Annotated in this window: 16 protein-coding genes and 2 pseudogenes; 8 read left to right on the top strand and 10 right to left on the bottom strand. The window is 74.1% G+C overall.

Going from position 1 to position 20,081, the window contains the following annotated elements:
* Positions 1–54: 54 nt before the first annotated feature.
* Positions 55–885, top strand: coding sequence for an ammonia-dependent NAD(+) synthetase (gene nadE / locus ACIQFU_RS07655; RefSeq protein WP_402549765.1), 831 nt, complete (start codon positions 55–57; stop codon positions 883–885).
* A gap of 145 nt (positions 886–1,030) precedes the next feature.
* Positions 1,031–2,554, top strand: a complete 1,524-nt coding sequence (gene glpK, locus ACIQFU_RS07650; RefSeq protein WP_402549763.1) for a glycerol kinase GlpK — start codon at positions 1,031–1,033, stop codon at positions 2,552–2,554.
* Between the two features lie 12 nt (positions 2,555–2,566).
* Here glpK and ACIQFU_RS07645 read toward each other — a convergent pair whose 3' ends face one another.
* Positions 2,567–3,532, bottom strand: a complete 966-nt coding sequence (locus tag ACIQFU_RS07645; RefSeq protein WP_402549761.1) for an SDR family NAD(P)-dependent oxidoreductase — start codon at positions 3,530–3,532, stop codon at positions 2,567–2,569.
* 126 nt (positions 3,533–3,658) lie between these two features.
* On the opposite strand from ACIQFU_RS07645, the gene ACIQFU_RS07640 reads away from it, so the two are divergent.
* Together ACIQFU_RS07640 and ACIQFU_RS07635 are read left to right on the top strand one after the other, a co-directional pair.
* Positions 3,659–4,573, top strand: coding sequence for a cupin domain-containing protein (locus ACIQFU_RS07640; RefSeq protein ID WP_402549759.1), 915 nt, complete (start codon positions 3,659–3,661; stop codon positions 4,571–4,573).
* A gap of 133 nt (positions 4,574–4,706) precedes the next feature.
* Positions 4,707–5,401, top strand: a pseudogene (locus ACIQFU_RS07635) (SDR family NAD(P)-dependent oxidoreductase).
* 49 nt (positions 5,402–5,450) lie between these two features.
* Here the strand turns inward: ACIQFU_RS07635 and ACIQFU_RS07630 are convergent.
* Positions 5,451–6,059, bottom strand: a complete 609-nt coding sequence (locus tag ACIQFU_RS07630) for a TetR/AcrR family transcriptional regulator (protein WP_402549757.1) — start codon at positions 6,057–6,059, stop codon at positions 5,451–5,453.
* Between the two features lie 162 nt (positions 6,060–6,221).
* Between ACIQFU_RS07630 and ACIQFU_RS07625 the strand changes: the two genes are divergently transcribed.
* Both ACIQFU_RS07625 and ACIQFU_RS07620 read left to right on the top strand, forming a co-directional pair.
* Complete coding sequence (locus ACIQFU_RS07625) at positions 6,222–6,875, top strand: maleylpyruvate isomerase N-terminal domain-containing protein (RefSeq protein ID WP_402549755.1); 654 nt, start codon at positions 6,222–6,224, stop codon at positions 6,873–6,875.
* Positions 6,876–7,434: 559 nt separating this feature from the next.
* Complete coding sequence (locus ACIQFU_RS07620) at positions 7,435–7,893, top strand: Crp/Fnr family transcriptional regulator (protein WP_402549754.1); 459 nt, start codon at positions 7,435–7,437, stop codon at positions 7,891–7,893.
* A 17-nt stretch (positions 7,894–7,910) separates the two neighbouring features.
* Here the strand turns inward: ACIQFU_RS07620 and ACIQFU_RS07615 are convergent, their stop codons facing one another.
* A complete protein-coding gene (locus ACIQFU_RS07615) occupies positions 7,911–9,638 on the bottom strand; it encodes a GAF domain-containing protein (protein WP_402549752.1) in 1,728 nt (575 codons plus the stop codon).
* A gap of 150 nt (positions 9,639–9,788) precedes the next feature.
* Positions 9,789–10,481, bottom strand: a complete 693-nt coding sequence (locus ACIQFU_RS07610; protein WP_402549749.1) for a response regulator — start codon at positions 10,479–10,481, stop codon at positions 9,789–9,791.
* A gap of 240 nt (positions 10,482–10,721) precedes the next feature.
* Here ACIQFU_RS07610 and ACIQFU_RS07605 point away from each other — a divergent pair, with 240 nt between their 5' ends.
* Both ACIQFU_RS07605 and ACIQFU_RS07600 read left to right on the top strand, forming a co-directional pair.
* Positions 10,722–11,186: a pyridoxamine 5'-phosphate oxidase family protein gene (locus tag ACIQFU_RS07605; protein WP_402549748.1), complete on the top strand. Its 465-nt coding sequence runs from the start codon at positions 10,722–10,724 to the stop codon at positions 11,184–11,186.
* A 237-nt stretch (positions 11,187–11,423) separates the two neighbouring features.
* The gene (locus ACIQFU_RS07600) at positions 11,424–12,653 is read left to right on the top strand and encodes a globin domain-containing protein (protein ID WP_402549746.1); all 1,230 of its coding nucleotides are present in this window, start codon (positions 11,424–11,426) and stop codon (positions 12,651–12,653) included.
* Positions 12,654–12,675: 22 nt separating this feature from the next.
* Here the strand turns inward: ACIQFU_RS07600 and ACIQFU_RS07595 are convergent, their stop codons facing one another.
* From ACIQFU_RS07595 to ACIQFU_RS07570, 6 genes and pseudogenes are all read right to left on the bottom strand, one after another.
* Positions 12,676–13,149 (bottom strand): hemerythrin domain-containing protein, encoded by a 474-nt coding sequence (locus ACIQFU_RS07595; protein WP_402549744.1) that lies wholly within the window; start codon positions 13,147–13,149, stop codon positions 12,676–12,678.
* A 67-nt stretch (positions 13,150–13,216) separates the two neighbouring features.
* Positions 13,217–14,392 carry an MFS transporter gene (locus tag ACIQFU_RS07590; protein ID WP_402550023.1) on the bottom strand — a complete coding sequence of 392 codons (1,176 nt, stop codon included), beginning with the start codon at positions 14,390–14,392 and terminating at the stop codon, positions 13,217–13,219.
* A gap of 133 nt (positions 14,393–14,525) precedes the next feature.
* Positions 14,526–15,589 (bottom strand): annotated as a pseudogene (locus ACIQFU_RS07585) (Acg family FMN-binding oxidoreductase).
* Between the two features lie 135 nt (positions 15,590–15,724).
* Positions 15,725–16,171: a hypothetical protein gene (locus tag ACIQFU_RS07580; protein ID WP_402549743.1), complete on the bottom strand. Its 447-nt coding sequence runs from the start codon at positions 16,169–16,171 to the stop codon at positions 15,725–15,727.
* On the bottom strand, positions 16,171–18,804 hold the full coding sequence (locus ACIQFU_RS07575) for a multicopper oxidase domain-containing protein (protein ID WP_402549742.1): 2,634 nt from the start codon (positions 18,802–18,804) through the stop codon (positions 16,171–16,173). The genes ACIQFU_RS07580 and ACIQFU_RS07575 overlap by 1 nt, the downstream gene beginning before the upstream one ends.
* A complete protein-coding gene (locus ACIQFU_RS07570) occupies positions 18,788–20,023 on the bottom strand; it encodes a TIGR04053 family radical SAM/SPASM domain-containing protein (protein ID WP_402549741.1) in 1,236 nt (411 codons plus the stop codon). Before ACIQFU_RS07570 ends, ACIQFU_RS07575 begins: the two co-directional genes overlap by 17 nt.
* Positions 20,024–20,081: the final 58 nt, after the last annotated feature.

Raw genomic sequence — 20,081 nt, 5'->3', positions numbered from 1 at the left:
CGCCGCTGGGTAGGCTGAAACGAGAAACACCTGCCCGTCGAACAAGGAGCGGAATTGAGCGAGCCGGCGTCCATCGCCCTGCAGAAGGAGATCGCCCGGGAACTGGAGGTCGCGGAGACCTTCGACGCAGAACGGGAGATCGAGCGCAGGGTGGCCTTCCTCGCCGAGCGGCTGACCTCCACCGGTCTGCGCGCCCTCGTGCTCGGCATCAGCGGCGGGGTCGACTCGACCACCGCGGGCCGGCTGTGCCAGCTCGCCGTGGAGCGGGCCCGCGCCGAGGGATACGAGGCCCGCTTCTTCGCGATGCGGCTGCCGCACGGGGTCCAGGCGGACGAGCACGACGCCCAGCGCGCGCTCTCCTTCATCCGGCCCGACGAGGTGCTGACCGTGGACATCAAGCCCGCGAGCGACGCGGCGCTCGACGCCCTGCTCGCCGCCGACGTGGCCTTCCGCGACGCCCACCACCAGGACTTCGTGCACGGCAACATCAAGGCCCGGCAGCGCATGATCGCGCAGTACGCCGTGGCCGGAGCGCACGGCGGCCTGGTCGTCGGCACCGACCACGCCGCCGAGGCGGTCTCCGGCTTCTTCACCAAGTTCGGCGACGGCGCCGCCGACGTCGTACCGCTGACGGGCCTCACCAAGCGCCGTGTGCGCGCGGTCGCGGACGCGCTGGGCACCCCCGCCGATCTGGTGGGGAAGGTCCCGACGGCCGATCTGGAGACCCTCGACCCCGGCAAGGCCGACGAGGACGCCCTCGGGGTCACGTACGACGAGATCGACGACTTCCTGGAGGGCAGGCCGGTGAAGGAGCAGGTCTTCGAGACGATCGTCACCCGCTACCGGCAGACCGACCACAAGCGCAGGATGCCGATCGCTCCCTGACCGGCCCGCCGGTGCCGGCATCGGCCGCCACCGGCGACCACCACCCCAGCAATGTCCTTTATATGCGGTTCGCCATGACCCGCCTTAGTCTGTCCGAGGAGGTGCCCCAACCAGGGCGGACACCGGCCGGAGAGGCGGAGCGGACATGGCGGACTTCATCGGCGCGGTGGACCAGGGGACCACCAGCACCCGGTTCATGATCTTCGACCACGGGGGCAACGAGGTCGCGAAACACCAGCTGGAGCACGAACAGATCCTCCCCCGCTCCGGGTGGGTGGAGCACGACCCGGTGGAGATCTGGGAGCGCACCAACTCGGTTATGCAGAACGCCCTGCGCAACGGCGGCCTGTCGGGGACCGACCTGGCGGCCATCGGCATCACCAACCAGCGGGAGACCACGGTGGTCTGGGACCCGCGCACCGGCCGTCCGTACTACAACGCCATCGTCTGGCAGGACACCCGCACCGACGCCATCGCGGCGAACCTGGAGCGGTCGGGCAAGGGCGACGTCATCCGCCGCAAGGCCGGACTGCCGCCCGCGACGTACTTCTCCGCCGGGAAGATCCAGTGGATCCTGGAGAACGTCGACGGCGTCCGCGAGGCCGCGGAGCAGGGACACGCGGTGTTCGGCAACACGGACTGCTGGGTCCTGTGGAACCTGACCGGCGGCCCCGACGGCGGCATCCACGCCACCGACGTGACCAACGCGAGCCGCACCATGCTGATGGACCTGGAGACGCTCGACTGGGACGACGAGCTGCTGGGCTTCTTCGGCATCCCCCGGAGCATGCTCCCCGCCATCAACCCCTCCTCGCACCCGGACGCCTACGGCACGACCCGGACCTCCAGGCCGCTGCGCGCCGCCGTTCCCATCACCGGAGTCCTGGGCGACCAGCACGCGGCGACCGTCGGACAGGTCTGCTTCTCGCCCGGCGAGGCCAAGAACACCTACGGCACCGGCAACTTCCTGGTCCTCAACACCGGCACCGAACTGGTCCGCTCCCAGCACGGCCTGCTGACCACCGTCGCCTACCAGTTCGGCGACAACCCGCCGGTCTACGCCCTGGAGGGCTCCATCGCGGTGACGGGGTCCGCGGTGCAGTGGCTGCGCGACCAGATGAAGATCATCAAGACCGCGGCCGAGAGCGAGGAACTCGCCCGCACGGTCGACGACAACGGCGGCATGTACTTCGTCCCCGCCTTCTCCGGCCTGTTCGCCCCGTACTGGCGCTCCGACGCCCGGGGCGCGATCGTCGGCCTCGCCCGGTACAACGACAACGCGCACCTGGCCCGGGCGACGCTGGAGGCCATCTGCTACCAGAGCCGCGACGTGGTCGTGGCCATGGAGCAGGACTCCTCGGTCCACCTGGACGTGCTCAGGGTCGACGGCGGTGTGACCGCCAACGACCTGTGCATGCAGATCCAGGCGGACGTCCTCGGTGTCCCCGTCAGCCGCCCGGTCGTCGCGGAGACCACCGCCCTCGGCGCGGCCTACGCGGCGGGGCTCGCCACGGGCTTCTGGCGGGACACCGACGAACTGCGCACCCACTGGAGCGAGTCCAGGCGCTGGGAGCCCCAGTGGTCCGAGGAGCAGCGCGCGAAGGGGTACGCGGGCTGGAAGATGGCGGTGGAACGCACGCTGGACTGGGTCAAGGTCCCGGAGAGCTGATCCCGGGGCTCGTCACCTGCCGACGGTCTCGGCGGCGTACTCCCACAGGCGGTCCGCGGCGTGCGGGTCGAGCGCGTGGGCGGCCGCGCCGCCGACCTGTTCCTCGTCCCCGTCGGCGACCGTGGGCGCTTCCTGGTTGTCCTCGAAGTAGCGCCCCGTGACGCCGTTCACCAGGGGGGACGCCGCCAGCAGTACGGAGGTCGCGGCGCCCTGGACGGGTGTCTTGTAGTAGGGCTGCTCGATGATGTTCCCGTCGTCGTCCATCGCTCCCATGGCACGCATCGTCGCGTCGTCGACGTGGCGCTGGAGGTTGGTGCTGATCCAGCCCGGGTTGAGCGCGTTGGCGGTGATGCCGTCGGCGCTCCAGCGGCGGGCGCCCACGGCGAACAGGACGTCGGCGGTCTTGGACTGCGCGTAGGCGGCCCAGCGGTCGTAGGGGCGGCGGGCGAAGTGCGGGTCGTCGAAGTCGAAGGCCGCGTTGCGGTGCGCGCCCGAGCTGACGACGACGATGCGGGCGGAGCCGGCCGCGCGCAGGTGGTCGTGGAGCCCGAGGGCGAGGGCGAAGTGGCCCAGGTGGTTGGTGGCCAGCTGGAGTTCCCAGCCCTCGGCGGTGACCCGGCGCTCCGGCAGCGCCATCACGCCGGCGTTGGCCACCAGGACGTCGAGCGGCCCCTGCCACCCCCGTACGAAGGAGGCCACCGAGGAGAGGTCGGCGAGGTCGATCGCCGCCGCCCGTACCGATCCCGGGCCGGGCGCGGCGGCGAGGTCACGGACGAGCGGCTCGGCCGTGGCCGGGTTCCGGACGGCGACGGTGACCTCCGCTCCGGCCGCGGCCAGCGCACGCGTGGTCTCGGTCCCGATGCCGGACGCGCCGCCGGTGACGATCACGCGCCGGCCGGTGAGGTCCACGCCGTCGAGGACTTCGGTGGTGGTGGCGTGCGAGTGGAAGGGGGTGGTGAGGCGGTGGGTGTCGTTCACGATCGGTCTCTTCCGTTGCGTACTGTGCTCACTTCACCAAGGTACGAAGAGGATTTCGGACTGGCTATACTGACACGTCCAGCAAACTTGCTTCACACTCCAAATCAACTCGGGGGAGGGATCACAATGGACCCGCTGGAGGACGTGCTCGCCCTGCTCGACACGAGGAGCCATCTGTCCTCGGCCCTCGTCGCCGGGGGCAGCTGGGCGGTGCGCTTCGAGGCACCGGACGGCGTGAAGTTCAACGCCGTCCGGCGCGGCGGCTGCCGGCTCGCCGTCGCGGGAGGCGGCGAGCCGATCCGGTTGGCCGAGGGCGACTGCTACCTGCTCACCCGGCCGCTGGAGTTCACGCTGTCCAGCGACGCCGACGCCGTTCCGGTGGAGGCCGCCACGGTCTACGCGGGCGCCGAGAACGGGGTGGCGCGCACCGGAGTGGGTGACGAGGTCCTCCTCGTCGGAGGGCGCTTCTCGTTCGGCGACCGGGCCCGCGCGTTGCTGCTGGACTCCCTGCCCCCAATCGTCCACGTACCGGCGGGCTCCGGGGAGGCCGACACCCTGCACTGGGCGCTCGGCCAGATCGACCAGGAGCTGCGGCAGCGCCCCATGGGGTCGTCGCTGGTGGCGCGGCACCTCGCGGTCGTCATGCTGGTCCACGTACTGCGCCTGCACTTCGCCCGCGAGCCGCGCGCCGGGTCGGGGTGGGCGGCCGGCCTCGCCGACCCCGTCGTGGCCACCGCCCTGACCTCGATGCACACCGCGCCCGAACACCCCTGGACGGTGGCCGAGCTGGCACAGGTCTGCGCCGTCTCCCGCTCGACCCTCGCGGCGCGGTTCAAGGACACCGTCGGCCAGGGGCCGCTGGACTACCTCACCCACTGGCGCATCGAACTGGCCTCCGAGCGTCTGCGCAGGGGGACCGACACGCTCGCGACGATCGCAGGCGCCGTCGGCTACGGCTCGGAGAGCGCGCTCAGCTCCGCCTTCAAGCGGGTCACCGGCGCCTCCCCCCGCACGTACCGCAACCGGCACCGGGCAGCCTGACCGGACACCTCGTTTTCTGGACTTGCCAGTCCATTTTATTCGCCGCACAGTGGCATCCGCGCCCGGCCGCCGGCCGGCCGGTCCGGGGGCGACGGAGCAGCACACGGGTGATACGGCAGGCAAGGAGTGGGACATGTCGATGCGGCTTGCGGACAGGACCGCGCTGGTGACCGGGGCGACCAGCAACATCGGACGGGCCATCGCGGAGGCCTTCGCGGCCGAGGGGGCGGCCGGGCCGACTTCGTCCACGCCGACCTGGACGGCAGCGCGGCCGCCTCCCGGGCGCTGGCCCGCGAGGCGACGCGCGTTCTCGGCGGGCACGTGGACGTGCTGGTCAACAACGCCGGCATCTATCCGCCCGGCACCACGACCGACACCGACGAGGAGACCTTCGACCGCGTCTACGCCGTGAACGTCAAGGCCCCGTTCTTCCTCACCGCGGCCCTCGCACCCGCCATGGCGGAGGCCGGGGGCGGGGCGGTCGTCAACCTGGGCTCCTGGATCGCGCGCCTGGGCGTCCCGGTCGGCGCCCTCTACAGCTCCACCAAGGGCGCCGTGGAGACCCTGACGCGGGCGTGGGCGGCGGAGTTCGGGCCGCGAGGGGTACGGGTGAACGCCATCTCGCCGGGTGTGGTGCTGACGCCGCCGCCCGGCGAGGTCCACCCCGCCGAGGTCATGATGAAGGGCACGCCGGCGGGACGGATGGGAACGCCCGAGGCCATCGCGAGCGCGGCCGTGTACCTGGCCGGCGACGAGTCCTCGTTCGTGCACGGCACCGTGCTCGACGTCGACGGCGGGCGCACCGCGGCCGCCGTCATCGCCGCCTGACCCGCGGCACCGGCCGGACCGGGGCGCGTCCGGCCCGGCCGGTGCCGCGTCACCGCCCGGCGGCGCCCGCGCGCCGGAGGTCCGCGATCCCCTGGTCGAGGGCGGCCCGCAGGTGGGTCGACCGCCCCGTCGAGAGCAGGATCGACACCCCGCCCTGAATGGCCGTCAGCAACGCGGCCGCCCTGGTCTCCACATCGAGGTCGGCGGGGAGCCTGCCGGACGCCTGGAGCGACCTGATGCCCGCCGCGAGACTCTCCTGCCACTGGCGCAGCAGCTCGACCACGATCGCGCGCGTGCCCGGAGTGGAGCGGCCGATCTGCAGGAACAGCGACCCGAGCGGGCACTGGTCGCCCTGGGACTCGTAGCGCTCGACCACGACGTCCCGCCACTGCTGCCAGGCCTCCCACGAGTCGAGGCGGCCGAGCTGGGGCTGCTGGTCCTCCAGCACCTGGTCCGCCTCGAACCGGGCCACTTCGACGAGCAGTTCGTCCTTGCCCCCGGGGAAGTAGTGGAACAGCTGGCTCTTGCTGGTGGCGGTCCGCGCCATGACGTCGTCCAGGGTCGTCGACGCGACGCCCGTCTCCCGCAACACCGCCGCGGCACCCTCGACGATGCGGCGCCGCGTCGCCCTGCCCTTGGCCGTCAACTCACCGCGCACGCCGCACACCTCGACTGTGATCGGACTGGTGGGTCCATCGTAGGGGCGTCGCCGCGATCTCCGACGGCTGAGGCGGCGGACGAGTCCCCGGCACGTGAAGGACGGAGCCTCCTCGCGCGAATTCGGTCGCGGCCGGACGGGCGGTGGTGTTGGCTGTGGGGCGTGGATCTGTTCTCCCGCTCCTGGTCGGACCTGCTCGCCGCGGTCGCCGGCCTCTCCGACGACGACTTCGCCCGGCCGTCCGGCTGCGCCGGCTGGCTCGTCCGTGACCTGGTGTGTCACCTGGTCATCGACGCCCAGGACGTCCTGATCACCCTGGCCACCCCGTCCGCCGAGGAGCCGACCCGGGACGCGGTGACCTACTGGCAGGTCGTCGAGCCGCCGACCGGGGACGACCCGCTCGACGCGCTGATCGTCCGCCTGGCCGCCGCCTACGAGCAGCCTGAGCTGCTCAAGTTCCACCTGGACGACGTCGGCTCCGCCGCCGGGCGCGCCGCCGCGCTGGCCGATCCCGCGGGCCGGGTCGGCACCCAGGGCCAGGTGCTCACGGCGGGCGACTACCTCTGCGCGTACGTACTGGAGTGGACCCTGCACCACCTCGACCTCGTCGCGCACCTCCCCGAGGCGGCACCACCGACCGCGGAGGGCCTCGGGCGCTCGCGGGAGCTGCTCGAAGGGGTCGTCGGTGCGGCGTTCCCCGCGTCGTTCACCGACCGGGACGCCCTGCTGGTCGGCACCGGACGGCGGGCGCCGACCGCGACGGAGGCTGCGGCGCTGGGCGCGCTGGCGGCGCGGCTCCCCTTCCCGGTCGGCTGACCGGCACGCGTCGGACGCGCCGAGGCCCGGTGGACCCGGGTGCCGGCGGTCCGGTGGTCCCGTTCGGCGGCGGTCCGGGGTGGGCCGTCAGGCGGCGGGCCTGCGCTCCGGTGGGCCAGCGGGGAGTTCGGCGGGTCGTCCGATCGGACGGCAGGGCCGTCGTCCGTCCGGCAGGCGCGCACGAGCCGGAACGACGACCTCGGCCGAAACCCCGCGGGTCCAAGCTGAAGGCATCCGTCTTCGACACCGCGGAGCCACCCACCCCCGCCGACCTCGCCCTGTCGCAGGCCGTTCGCCGCGGCGACGCCGATGCCGTCCGGACGGCGCCTGAGGGGCCGGGGCAGGACCGGGGCCGAACGGCCCAGGCCGGGGACCGAGCGGCCCCTGGTGTCCCGTGCCGGCCGGCGGGACGCTCGAGTGGACAGCCCCCGGCGTGCACCCGAAGAAAACGGCGAGCGGCGGCCGGACGAACGGCGGTCCCGGACCGTCGGGCCGGTCGCCCCGCCGAGCGGTTCCCTCGCCGTCCGTCCGCGGTGACCGCACGAAAGGAGCCGGAGCGATGACCTCTGCCACCACCCTGACCGCGGCCCTCCCCGTCGACCACCGCGAGCGACTCATGCGCATCGCGCGGGAGGTCTCCCTCGCGCAGGGCACCCGTCTCTTCGAGGAAGGCCGGCGCGCCGACCGGTTCTGGATCGTGCGGACCGGCACCGTCAGCCTCGACCTGCACGTCCCCGGCCGCCGCGCCCCCGTCATCGAGACCCTGGGTCACGGCGAACTCGTCGGCTGGTCCTGGCACTTCCCGCCGTACCTGTGGCAGCTGGGCGGCGAGGCCACGACCCCGGTGCGGGCCTGGGAGTTCGACGCGGACGCCATGCGGGAGATGTGCGCCCGCGACGCCGAGTTCGGCCGCACGGTCGCCGTCTGGGTCGGCAAGGTCGTCGCCCACCGGCTGCAGGCGGCCCGGATCCGGCTGCTCGACCTGTACGCGCCGTACGGCAGCGGCGGACTGCTCTGACCGGCGGCCCCTCCCGGTCAGCCCCCGTCCGGCACGGGTGCCCACCACTCCAGGGTGGTGCCGCCGTCCGCGGGGCTGGTGAGCCGTAGCTCGCCGCCCAGCTGGGCGGCGCGTTCCGCCATGTTGCGCAGCCCGCTGCGGCGGCCGGCGGCCGGTATGCCCACGCCGTTGTCCGTGACCGTCAGCCGCACCTCGCGGCCGTCGGTCTCCAGGGCCACGGCGACCCGGTCGGCCCGTGCGTGCCTGGCCACGTTGGTCAGCGCCTCGGAGAGCACCGCCACCACGTGCTCGGCGATCGGGCCGGGCACATCCGTGTCCAGCAGTCCCTCCATGCGGAGGCTGGGGGCGAAGCCCAGGACCGGGGCCGCCTCGCCGGCGACCCGCACCGTGCGGCCCCGCAGTCCGGCCGCGGCGGTGCCGCCGCGCGCCCGGAGCCCGAAGATCGTCGACCTGATGATCTTGATGGTCTCGTCCAGGTCGTCCACGGCCCGCAGCACCCGCTCCGAGGCGGCGCCGTTGTCGATCAGGCGGCCGGCGCTCTGGAGGGTCATCCCGGTGGCGAACAGGCGCTGGATCGCCAGGTCGTGCAGGTCCCGGGCGATCCGGTCCCGGTCCTGGAGCACGGCGATCTGCTCGGCGTCCCGGCGCCGCTCCGCCAGCTCCATCGCGAGGGCGGCCTGCGCGGCGAAGCCCTGCAGCGGTTCGGTCTCCTTCGCGGAGAACACCGCCTTGCCCGCCTCCCGCACCAGCAGCACCACACCCCGCACGCCTTCTTCCGCGGCGCCGAAGGGCACGGCCACCGCGGGTCCGAGCCCGGTGAACCGGGGGGCCGCGGCGGACACCCGCTCGTCGCGGGTGATGTCCGGGCTGCGGACGGGCTCGGCGGTGGAGAAGGCCAGGCCGGTGAGACTGTCGTCGATGGACAGCACCAGACCGCGGTGCTCCTCGGCGCCCTGTCCGGTGGCCAGCTCCACCACCAGGGAGTGCGTGTCCGGCATGGGCATCGTGAGCACGGCCAGCGCGGCGCCGGTGATCTCCCTGGCCCGCTCGGCGATCAGGCCGAGTGCCGCGCCGCGCTCGCTGCCCGACATCAGGCTGTGGGTGATCTCCGCGTTCGCCCGCAGCCAGCGCTCCCGCAGCCGCGACTGCTCGTACAGGCGGGCGTTGTCGATGGCGACGCCCGCCGCCACGGCCAGCGTCGACAGGACCGACTCGTCCTCCTCGTCGAACTGCGCCCCGCCCCGCTTCTCGGTCAGGTAGAGGTTGCCGAAGATCTGGTCGCGGACCCGGATGGGGACGCCGAGGAAGGTGTTCATCGGCGGGTGGTGCGCCGGGAAGCCGTACGAGGATGCGTGCTCGGAGAGGTCGGGCAGCCGCAGGGGCTCGGGGTGGCGGATGAGTTCGCCCAGGATGCCGTGGCCCTCGGGGTAGGGGCCGATCCGGGCGATCTGCTCCTCGCTGACGCCGACGGTGTGGAAGGCCGAGAGCCGCTTCCCGTCCGGGCCGATCACGCCGAGGGCGGCGTACCGCGCGTCGACGAGGGCGGCCGCGGCCTCCACGATGCTGTGCAGGACGTGCTCGAGATCCAGCTCCCGGCCCACCGAGAGCACCGCTTCGAGCAGGCTGTGCACCCGGTCGCGCGTGCCCCTCGCGGCGTCGAGCCGGGCCTGGAGTTCCTCCAGCAGTTCGTCGAGCCGCAGCTGCGGCAGGCGTACCCGGGCTTCCGCCTGGTCAGGGCTGTCCACGGGTGATCCTCCAGGTCGTTCCGACGCGCCGGCAGCCGGCCGCCCCGGTCACGTCCCACGGTATCGGGCCCCGCCCGGGCAGCGCGCGGGAGGGGCGTCACCGGGTGCCCGGGCGCCCGCCCCGTCCCGGCCGGTGCCTTCCGCTGCGGATCAGTGTCCTTCCTGGCGGAGCCGGTCCTGCGCCTGAGTGGCGATCACCGCGGCCTGGATGCGGCGCTCGACGCCCAGCTTGGCCAGCAGCCGGGAGATGTGGTTCTTCACCGTCTTCTCGGCGAGGTAGAGGCGCTGTCCGATCTGACGGTTGGTCAGGCCCTCGCCGATCAGGGCGAGGATCTCCCGTTCGCGGTCGGTCAGGCCCGGCAGGGCGTCCGGCTCCTCCTCCTTGGCCTGTTCGCCGCGCAGCCGCGCCATCAGCCTGGTCGCGGCGCTCGGGTCGAGCAGGGACTGGCCCGCGGCGACGGTGCGCACGGCGGTGACGAGGTCCGAGCCCTGGATCTGCTTGAGCACGTACCCGGCGGCACCCGCCATGATCGAGTCGAGCAGGGCCTCCTCGTCGTCGAAGGAGGTCAGCATCAGACAGGCCAGCTCCGGCATGCGGGACCGCAGCTCCCGGCACACGCCCACCCCGTCCCCGTCGGGCAGCCGGACGTCGAGCACCGCCACGTCGGGGCGGAGCGCGGGGACCCGGACGAGTGCCTGCTCCACGGTGCCCGCCTCCCCCACGACGGTGATGTCCGGCTCGTCGTCGAGCAGGTCGCGCACTCCGCGCCGTACGACCTCGTGGTCGTCCAGCAGGAAGACCCGGACCGGGTCCGCGGGGCCGGGCCGCTCGGTGTCCGCCATCGACATGCTCCTCGTCTGCGCTCTCGTGGCGAGCCGCCGGCCGTGGGGACGGCGGCTCCTGTTGCGGAGATCCTCCAGCGCCCGGGTCCGAAGGGCCAGGGCCGGTCGGCCCCGTCTCGCACGCGGGACCCCCGACGGGCCGGGCGGAGACGTTTCTGGGGGCCGAACGGCCCTAGCACACGGCTCGCCGACGGAGCTCCAATGAAGCGACCGTACCTGTGACCCCGACGAAAGCATGCCATGACCTGCGAGCACGTCCCCCCGACCCCGGTGGCGCCGCGTCGCAGCATCGAGCTGGGCGCCGAGGAGGCCCTCGCTCTGCTGGGCAGCGTTTCCCTGGGGCGCGTCGTCTTCACGCGGCAGGCGCTGCCGACGATCCGGCCGGTCAACCACGTCCTGGACCACGGCGACATCGTCATCCGCACCCACGAGGGGGCGGCCCTGACCTCCCGTACGCAGCAGGCCGGTGATCCGGGGGTCGTGGTCGCCTACGAGGCCGACTCGATCGACCCGGACACTCACCTGGGGTGGAGCGTCGTGGTGACCGGCTATGCCCGGCCCGTGACCGACCCCGGGGAACTGTCCCGCTATCGGGCCCTGTTGCGTCCCTGGGTGGACCGGACGATGGACTACGCGATCCGGATCGTGCCCGACCTCGTCACCGGTGTCCGGCTCGCCGAAGCACAGCCGTCCACGAAGGTGTGACACGGTCCGCGCCGCGAAGGCAGGGCCGCAGGGAGGTCCGTCCCAGGGACCTTGAGCCCCGGCGCGGCGAGGCGACATGGGGACCAACGGCCCTGTTGCGGCCTCCGTTGGTCCCGTGTGCGCCGTCGGGGGCGGAACGGAGCCGAAATGGGGGCCGCCCGCTGATACACAGGGACTCGCCGCCGCACCCAGTGCCGCGGTCACCGTCTCCCCCCCCATCACCTTACGGGAGGTTCCATGCTGTCCGCAGAGTCCGCGTCCGTGGTCCGGGCCACACTGCCCGCCGTGACCGGAGCGCTCGACGAGATCGCGTCGCGCTTCTACGGCACCATGTTCCACGACCGGCCGGAACTGCTCGACGGGCTGTTCAACCGGGGCAACCAGGCGAGCGGCGCCCAGCGCAGGGCGCTGGCCGGTTCGATCGCCGCGTTCGCGGGCGCGCTGCTCGAACACCCGGACACCCGTCCGGACGCGCTGCTGGAGCGCATCGCGCACAAGCACGTCTCCGTCGGCATCACCGACGACCAGTACACGATCGTGCACAAGTACCTGTTCGCCGCGATAGCCGACGTCCTGGGCGACGCGGTCACCGCGGAGGTGGCGGCCGCCTGGGACGAGGTGTACTGGCTGATGGCCGGTGCGCTGATCGCCATGGAGGCGCGTCTCTACCACGAGGCGGGGCTGCGGCCCGGCCACGTCTGGCGCCGGTGGACGGTGGTCGAGCGCCGCGAGGAGACTCCGGACGTGGTGTCCTTCGTGATCCGCCCGGCCGACGGCGAGCCCGCCCCGCGTGCCCGGGCGGGCCAGTACGTCAGTGTGCGGGTGCCGATGCCCGACGGGGTGCAGCAGTTGCGCCAGTACAGCCTGTCCTCGGAGCCCGGCGGCGAACTGCGCCGGATCACCGTCAAACGGGTCGCCGGCACGGACGGGGCGCCGGCCGGCGAGGTCTCCAACCTGCTCTTCGGCGACGTGTGCCGCGGTGACGAACTGACCCTGCCGACGCCGTCCGGCGACATCGTCCTCGACGACGCCGAGGACACCGCTCCCGTCGTGCTGGTCTCGGCGGGAATCGGCTGCACTCCCCTGAACGGGATGCTGTCCCACCTCGCGGCGCTGGGATCCACCCGTCCGGTGCTGGTCCTGCACGCCGACCGCTCTCCCGCCGAGCACGCCCTGCGCGCCGAGACGCGGGAGCTGGTCGAGCGGCTGCCGGACGCCCGTGCCGTGTTCTGGTACGAGCGCCCCGGCCCGGAGGAACCCGAGGCGCGCGTCGGCCTGATGGATCTGTCCGACCTGGAACTGCCGGAGGGGGCAGCGGTGTTCATGTGCGGCTCGCTGCCTTTCATGCGCGGGGTGCGGGCCCGGCTGCTGGCCGCGGGTGTCCCGGCCCGCCGTATCCGCTACGAGGTGTTCGGCCCCGACCTGTGGCTGGCGGACACCGCGGACACGGCGGAGGGGCAGGCCTGACGACGGCGCCCTGCTCCCCCAGTCACTCGGCCGGAGGGGGCAGGGCGCTGCCCGCCCGCGCCCGCACGGCCTCGACGTCCTCCCACTGCTCGGTGGTGAGGGTCGCCAGCGCGGCGGGGAAGACGCCGTCCTGCTCCTTGAGGATGTGCTCGCGCAGCAGGCCGAGGACGTCCAGCAGCCGGTCGGGCCAGGCCGGGTCGGCCGGGACCCCGTCGGCGGCCTCGGCCAGCACGGCCTCGATCCGGCGGTGCTCGGCCTCCAGGGCGGCGATCCGGCCGGGGAACTCGGCGGCCATGGCGGGGAACAGCCCGTGCTCCTCCACCCGGGTGTGGGGCGTCAGGACGGCCGCGATGCGCCGGGCGAGATCGGCGGCGGCGACGGTGTCGCCCGCGCCGCGGGCCGTGCGCACCCGGCTGATCAGGGCCACCACCTCGTCGTGTTCGCGGGTGAGTTCGTCGATCGAGGCCAGCGACTGGCAGCCGCAGTACTCGCACATCGGAGCCTCCTGGTTGTCTCGCAGAGGGTGGGAGCGGGAGGGACGCCGGGCCCGAGGGCCCGGCGGCTCAGTCGGCGGGGACGACGGACGGCTGGTCCGTGGCCGTGCGGCGCAGGCGGGTGGCGGTGTACGTGAGTGCCGCCGCCGCGACGGCCCCGAGCAGGAGCAGGCCGAGGGCGTACGAGCCGTAGGTGCCGTAGAGGGAGCCCATCACCAGGGGCGGCACGAAGCCGCCTAGGCCGCCGGCGGCGCCCACGACGCCGGTGACCGACCCGAGCCTGTTGGCCGGGGCCAGCAGCGCCACCAGGGCGAACACCGCGCCGCTGCCCGCGCCGAGTGCGGCGGCCAGGGAAAGGAACGCGGCGGTGCCGACCGGCGTCAGTGCGGGCGTCGCGGACTGGACGAGCGCCGCGGCCAGCACCACCACCAGCGTGCCGGTCACCACCCGCACCGGTCCGATCCGGTCGGACAGCCAGCCGCCGACCGGGCGCATCGCCACGGCGAGCAGCACGAACCCTGCCATGCGGTTCGCCGCGTCGGCCTGGGTGAGCCCGTACCCGGTCTTCAGGTAGGTGGGGAGGTAGACGGAGAAGGCGACGTAGCCGCCGAAGGCCACCGCGTACAGCGCGGACGCCTGCCACGTGGTGCCCAGGCGCAGGGTCGCGGCCAGCCTGCGGGCGAGCGGCGCGGTGGGGACGGCGCGTCCGGGCGCGTCCCTCAGGAGCAGGGCCGCCGCGACCGCGTAGAGCGCCAGCACCGCCGCGGTGATCAGGAACGGGGCGGGCGTGCCGTACGCGTCCACGAGCTTCACCGTCGACAGGGCGCTGATCGCGGTGCCGCCCATGCCCATGCCGAAGACGCCGATGGCCAGGCCGCGCCGCTCGGGCGGGAACCAGGCGTTGACGAAGGGCACGCCGACGGCGAAGGAGGTGCCGCCGATCCCGAGGAGGAAGCCGCCGACCAGCAGCGCGGCCAACGACGAGTGGCCGGCCAGGCCCACGTACAGCACCGGTACGACGGTGGCCGCCGACACGAGCGGGAACATGACGCGCCCGCCGAACCGGTCCGTCAGCGCGCCGACCGGGATCCGGCCGAGCGAGCCGACCACGACGGGCACCGCCACCAGCAGCGACTGCTCGAACGAGGTGAGCCCGAGGCTCTCCTTGAAGCGGGGGCCGAGCGGGCTCAGCAGTGCCCAGGCCCAGAAGTTCACCGCGAACCCGGCGGTGGCCAGGGCCAGCATCTGCCAGGCCCGGCCGGGAACATGACCCGGCTCGCTCGTGCGTTCCGGTGGTGACGTGTCCCTCTGCTCGCTCACCTGCTGGACCATGGCGTCCGTCCTCGTTTCCGTCTTCCGTCGCGGAGATCGTTCTTGATCACTCTCGCGGCGTTCGGCGGTCCGGCGGCATGGGCCGGGGGTCCCGGCCGGCGGTCGGAGGGTCCCCGGCGGGAGGGCCGGGGGTCCCGGTGGCGCGCGGGGTGCGGCCGCCCTCCGGCCCGTAGCCGAAGCGGATCAGCAGGTGCGGGTGGTGGCGTCGCCGTGAGCCGCTCATCGCCTCCCGGAGGTCGGGCCATTCCATGGCCTGGTGCAGCATCGAGGTGCGCACCCCGTGCGCGGTCGCGGTGAGCAGCACGCGCTGCAGGGCCTGTCCGGCACGCAGCCAGTCCTGGCGCCGGTCGTGCGAGGTCCACAACAGGGCCACCTGGACGTGGCGTTCGAAGCGCGCGGCCGGGCGGCCGAGGGCGGGCAGCGGGGCGGCGAAGTCCCGCATCGGCACATGCCCCGATCCGTCGCGGGGTCCCAGGGCGGTCGCGGGGATGCCGTACGGGGTGGCCGCTCCCGGCGCGGTGAGCCAGGCGCGGGTCTCGGCGACGCGCTCGGCGTCGGCGGCGTTGCGGGCCTCGGCGGCCGCGGTCAGCCGCAGCAGGCGGCGGGTCGCGACGATGTCGGGGACGTCCAGGTGCGCCCCCTCGGCGCGGGCGGCGGCGAGCATCTCGGCGACGACGGGGTCGGGCACCGGGCGGCCGGTGAAGGGCATCCGGCTGGTGTGCCGGCGCTCGACGGCTTCGTACAGCTCGCCCGGCCACCGTGACCCGCCCGGCCACCGCTCCGCGCCGTTCGGCGCTCGCTCGGCCAGCCGTACGGTCGCCAGCAGGCTCGGGTCACCGGCCGGGGGCAGCAGCTCGACGACCGGGTCCCAGCCCAGGTGGTCGGCGGCCACGCGGAGGTTGAGGACGGCCGCGCCCACGGACAGGTGCTGGGCCCGCCGTTGGGGGTCGGCGGTCGTGAGCCACCGCGCGTGGTCGGCGCGTACCTCGACGGTCCGGCTGTCCGCGTCGAGGCCGAACCGCCAGGGCTGCGTGTTGTGCACGGACGGTGCCGCCACGGCCGCGGCGAGCAGGTCTGGACGGCGGTGGCGTCGACTTCCCGGGTCTGCATGGCGGCTCCTTCGCGAAAGCTCTGCCCGTTCGCACCCACCCTGCGCCGGCGCCGCGTCCGGAGGGAGGGTTGAACGGCCTCCGCCGGCGGGCCGGGTGGCCCCACCGGCCGGGGCTCGGGGCGGCGCGGCGCGGGTCAGGTCGCGGGCAGCGCGGTGGCGAGCAGGACGACGCCGAGCGAGGCGACGAGGGAGACGACGGCCAGCGCCCGGGCCGGGGCGGCACGGCCCTTGGCGTGGGCGACGCCGTGGCCCGCCGCGGCCAGCATCACCAGGGCGAACAGGCACAGCTTGGCCGCCAGGGTGCGCCCGTACCCGGGTTCGGCCAGGGAGGCCCAGGTGACGCCCTTGTGCCAGGCGAGGGCCCAGCCGGTACTCACCTGGGCGGGCAGGAACACCGCTCCGGTGAGCAGTCCGAAGCTGCGGCCGACCCGGGCGCCGAAGCGGTCCTTGGCTTCGGGCGGGAGCAGGCGGCGGGCCAGCGGCAGGACCACGAGCGTCAGGGACAGTTGGCCGCCGACCCACAGGGCGGCCCCGGCGACGTGCACGAACCGCACCACGGACCACCAGCCGACGGGGTCCACTACCGGCTCACCTCCACGGTGCCCAGGGCACCGGACTCGGCGTGGCGCATGTCGTGGTCGACGAAGGAGTAGTGCCCCGCCTCCGGGAACACCGTCTCGACGTAACCGCCCTGCGCCGGGGCCAGGTCGAGCACCTGGGCGCCGCCCGGGTCCTCGGGTTCCAGCAGGTGCGTGCCCTCCTTGTAGACCGTGTCGAAGACGGTGCCGACGACGTGGAAGGCGATTCCGTCACCGGGCCCCGCGGCGACCACCCAGAACCGGGCCCGGTCGCCGGCCCGCACCCGCAGGGGCCGCTCCGCGTACTGGCCGGCGACGCCGTTGAACACCCAGGCGTCCGGTTCGTGACGGCGCAGCTTGGCGACCTGCGCCGCGCTGCCGGGCGTACCGAGGTACAGCTCCGAGGAGACCAGGACGTACTCGTGGTCCACCTCCGCGAGGCCGGGCGGGTCCACGACGACCGCGCCGTACATGCCGTTGGCGATGTGCTGGAGCATCGGCGCGGTGCTGCAGTGGTAGAGCCACGCCCCGGCCCGCTCGGCGCGGAAGCGGTACCGCAGGCGTTCGCCGGGCTCGAGGGTGCGCATGGCGCGGTCGGGTGCGAGCGAGCCGGCGTGGAAGTCGATGCCGTGGCCCATGGTGTCGTCGTCGACCAGGGTGATCTCGAAGACGTCGCCGACCCTCCCGCGCAGGGTGGGGCCCGGTGCGCTGCCGCCGAAGGTCCACATCTCCTGGGTGACCCCGGGCGCCACCTCCACCCGGGTGCGGCCGGCGCGCAGTTCGATCCGGTGGACCGTGCCGCCGGGTGCCGGGGCGAGGGCGGCGGAGCGGGGGCTCCAGCCGGCGGAGAAGTCGGTGGACGGGTCGAGGCCGCCGCCGGACGGGGCCGCCGTGTGCCCGTCGTGTCCGGTGGCCTCCACCGTTTCGTCCTGCGCGCCGGTGGCCGCGCCCACGTCGATGTCCAGGGTCATTCCGGCGGCCCGGTGCCCCGGCAGTGTGCAGTACGCCGTGCGGTGGCCGGTGACCGTGCCGAGGTCGAGGGTGTGGCTCTCGCCGGTGGCGAGCATGGGGGTGGCCGGACCGCCGTCCACCTTGAGGTCGTGGCGCCGGGTGTCGGTGTTGGTGACCTTCAGCCGCAGGGTGGTGTCGGCGGCGACCTCGATACGGCTCGGGCGGACCCGCAGGTCCCCGAGGGTCACGGCGACCGTGCGGGTGGCGGCGGAGTCCGCCCGGCCGGCCCCGGTGCCGGTGCCTGCCGCGGGTGGGCCGGGGCTGCCGCCGCTGTTGGCCAGGAGGACGCCCAGCAGGACGAGGGCCGTGCCCGCGGCGGTGCCCCACAGGACCGGCCGCCGCGCGGACGCCCGTTCCCGGTCCCGCGGATCCTGCGCACGGCGTTCGGACAGCCTGGTACGGCCCGCGCGGACGAGGACCGGCAGGACGAGGGCCAGGAAGGCGGCGCCCGCCGCGACGGCCGCCACCAGACCCGCCGTACGCACGGAGGCGGGCAGTGGCAGCGCCCGGGCCGCGACGCCCGCGTTCAGGGCCGCCGTCCGCCACGGCCCGCCACGCTCCAGGAAGGTCCGCAGCGCGGTGCGCTCACCGGGGCCCGTGGCCAGCACGACCGGCAGCAGGTACGTCAGGGCGCCCACGAGGACCTGGGCCACGAACCCGACGAGCAGCACCGGCACCAGCGCCGCCACCTCGTCGCCCACCCGGTCCAGGGGCCGGACGGCGAGGAGAACCAGGTCGGTCAGTACGGCGGCGCACAGCCACCCCACGGCGGCGGCGAGCATCCACGCGGCGGTCGGGGAGACCGGGCGCCGTGCGCGTACCGTCCGGGCGAACAGCACGACGGCGAGCGCCGTACCGGCGGCGTACCCCGCGACACCGACGACGGCGGCCGGACGCCACCCGCCCGCCAGCGCCGTGACCGCGACGAGCAGGCCGGACCCGGTCAGCACCAGCACTCGTTTGGCGTCCGGGGTGGTGCGCTCGCCCATGCGGACGCCCAGGACGGTGGGCCAGAGCATGAACAGCGTGCCCAGCACGGGCAGTCCGATCCAGCCGAGCAGGGTCACGTGCACGTGGGCCAGCCGGAGCCCGGTGTACCACTGGGGCCCGGCGCCGCCGGTGGCCAGCAGCCAGCCCAGTGCCGCGCCCGCGATCAGCGCCCCGGCGGCCGCGCGGTAGTAGCCGACGACGGGGGCGAGCCGTCCGCCGAGCGCGCCCCGCCCCAGCGCGACCAGCGTCACCAGGTGTGCGCCGGTCGCGGTGACGAGCAGGACGCACGCGGCGCCGGTGAGGGCGGGCAGGTCCGCCCACACCCCGGTCAGGATCCCGACGACGGCGACGTTGACGCCGGCCAGGCGGGCGTCGCTGCCCCGGCGTCCGGGGGGACGGGCGTGCAGCAGGGCCACGGCGAAGTGCTCGCTCCACACGATGACGGCGGTGGTGGCCGCCCCCAGGAGGAAGAGGTGGATCGCCAGCCAGCGCGCCACTGGCAGGTTCTGCTGGGCCCCGGCCGCCGCCGCGGCCAGCAGCAGCCATGCCGCGACCAGGGTGTGGGCGGCCAGGTGGCGACCGCGTGGGCGGGACGTCCCGGGCCTGCCGACCGGGATGTCATGCGTGTTCGGCACGTCGCTCCTCGCCGCTCGCGTCCTCTCCGGCTCCGGCCGGCAGCTGGGCCAGTTCCCGCTGGTGGGGGAAGGAGCCGGGAACGTAGCCGCACCACGGTTCCTCGGCGTACGGGTCGCCGGTCGTGCCGTAGGCGCGGGAGCGCGATCCGCCGCAGACCCGGCGGAACTCGCACCGCCCGCAGCGGCCGCCCAGCCGGTCGGGGTCGCGCAGTGCGGTGAAGAGTTCCGAGGCGCGGTAGATCTCGGTCAGCGGTGTCCGGCGGACGTTGCCCGCGCCCAGCGGGAGGAAGCCGCTGGGGTGCACGGTGCCGGTGTGGGAGACGAAGACGAAGCCCCGGCCGGCGTTGACGTCCAGCGGCGGACGGCGCACCCGCCGCTCGCCCCGCACCAGCCCCAGTTCCGCGGCCCGCCCGCTCAACTCCCGGTACAGGGGACCGAGTCCGAGCACGGCCACGTGATCGTCGCCGGTGCGCGCGAGGATCCGGCGCTGCACGGCGACCCGGCGGAAGTGGTGGGCCTCCGTGGTTTTGGCGGGGACGGTGCTGCCCATGTCGTACACGAAGTTGAGAACGTCCTCCACCTCGTCGGCGGTCAGCGCCCCGAGGGCGCGTCCGCGGCCGGTGGGGACGAGGAAGAAGGCGCTCCACAGCATCGCGCCGTGGTCGGCGACCAGGCGGACCGTGTCGGGCAGGTCGTGCAGGTTGTGCCGGGTGACGGTGGTGTTGATCTGGACCTTCATGCCGAGGGCCCGCGCCGTGTCCCAGGCGTCGAGGGTCCAGTCGTACACGCCGGGCACTCCGCGGAAGGTGTCGTGGAGTCCGGGTGTGGAGCCGTCCAGGCTGAGCGAGATGCCGACCGCGCCGGCGGCGTGCACGGCCCGCAGCCGCTCGTCGGTGAGGGTGGGGGTGCCGGACGGCGAGACGGCGACCCGGACGCCGACGCTGCGGCCGTGGGCGATGAGTTCCGTCAGGTCGGGGCGCTGGAACGGGTCTCCGCCGGTGATGACGAACAACGGCGCGGGCCGGCCGAAGTCGGCGACCTGGCCGAGCAGTTCCCGCGCGGCCGCGGTGTCGAGCTCCCGCGGGTCGCGGTCCGGGACGGCCTCGGCACGGCAGTGCAGGCAGGCCAGCGGGCAGGCCCGGGTGGACTCCCAGATGACGATGAACGGCCGCTGTGCCGCATCGTGCCGTTGGTGGCGGATCGCACGGGCGGTGCTCATCGCGCGCCCCTCCTGAGTGGTGAGCCCCGTCGTGCTGATCGCGTCCGGCCGTGGTGGA

The sequence above is a fragment of the Streptomyces sp. NPDC093065 genome, from assembly GCF_044754585.1.
In the GTDB taxonomy this organism is placed as follows: domain Bacteria; phylum Actinomycetota; class Actinomycetes; order Streptomycetales; family Streptomycetaceae; genus Streptomyces.
The sequence above is the reverse complement of the archived record's forward strand: the minus strand, read 5'-3'. Positions and strand labels throughout refer to the sequence as shown.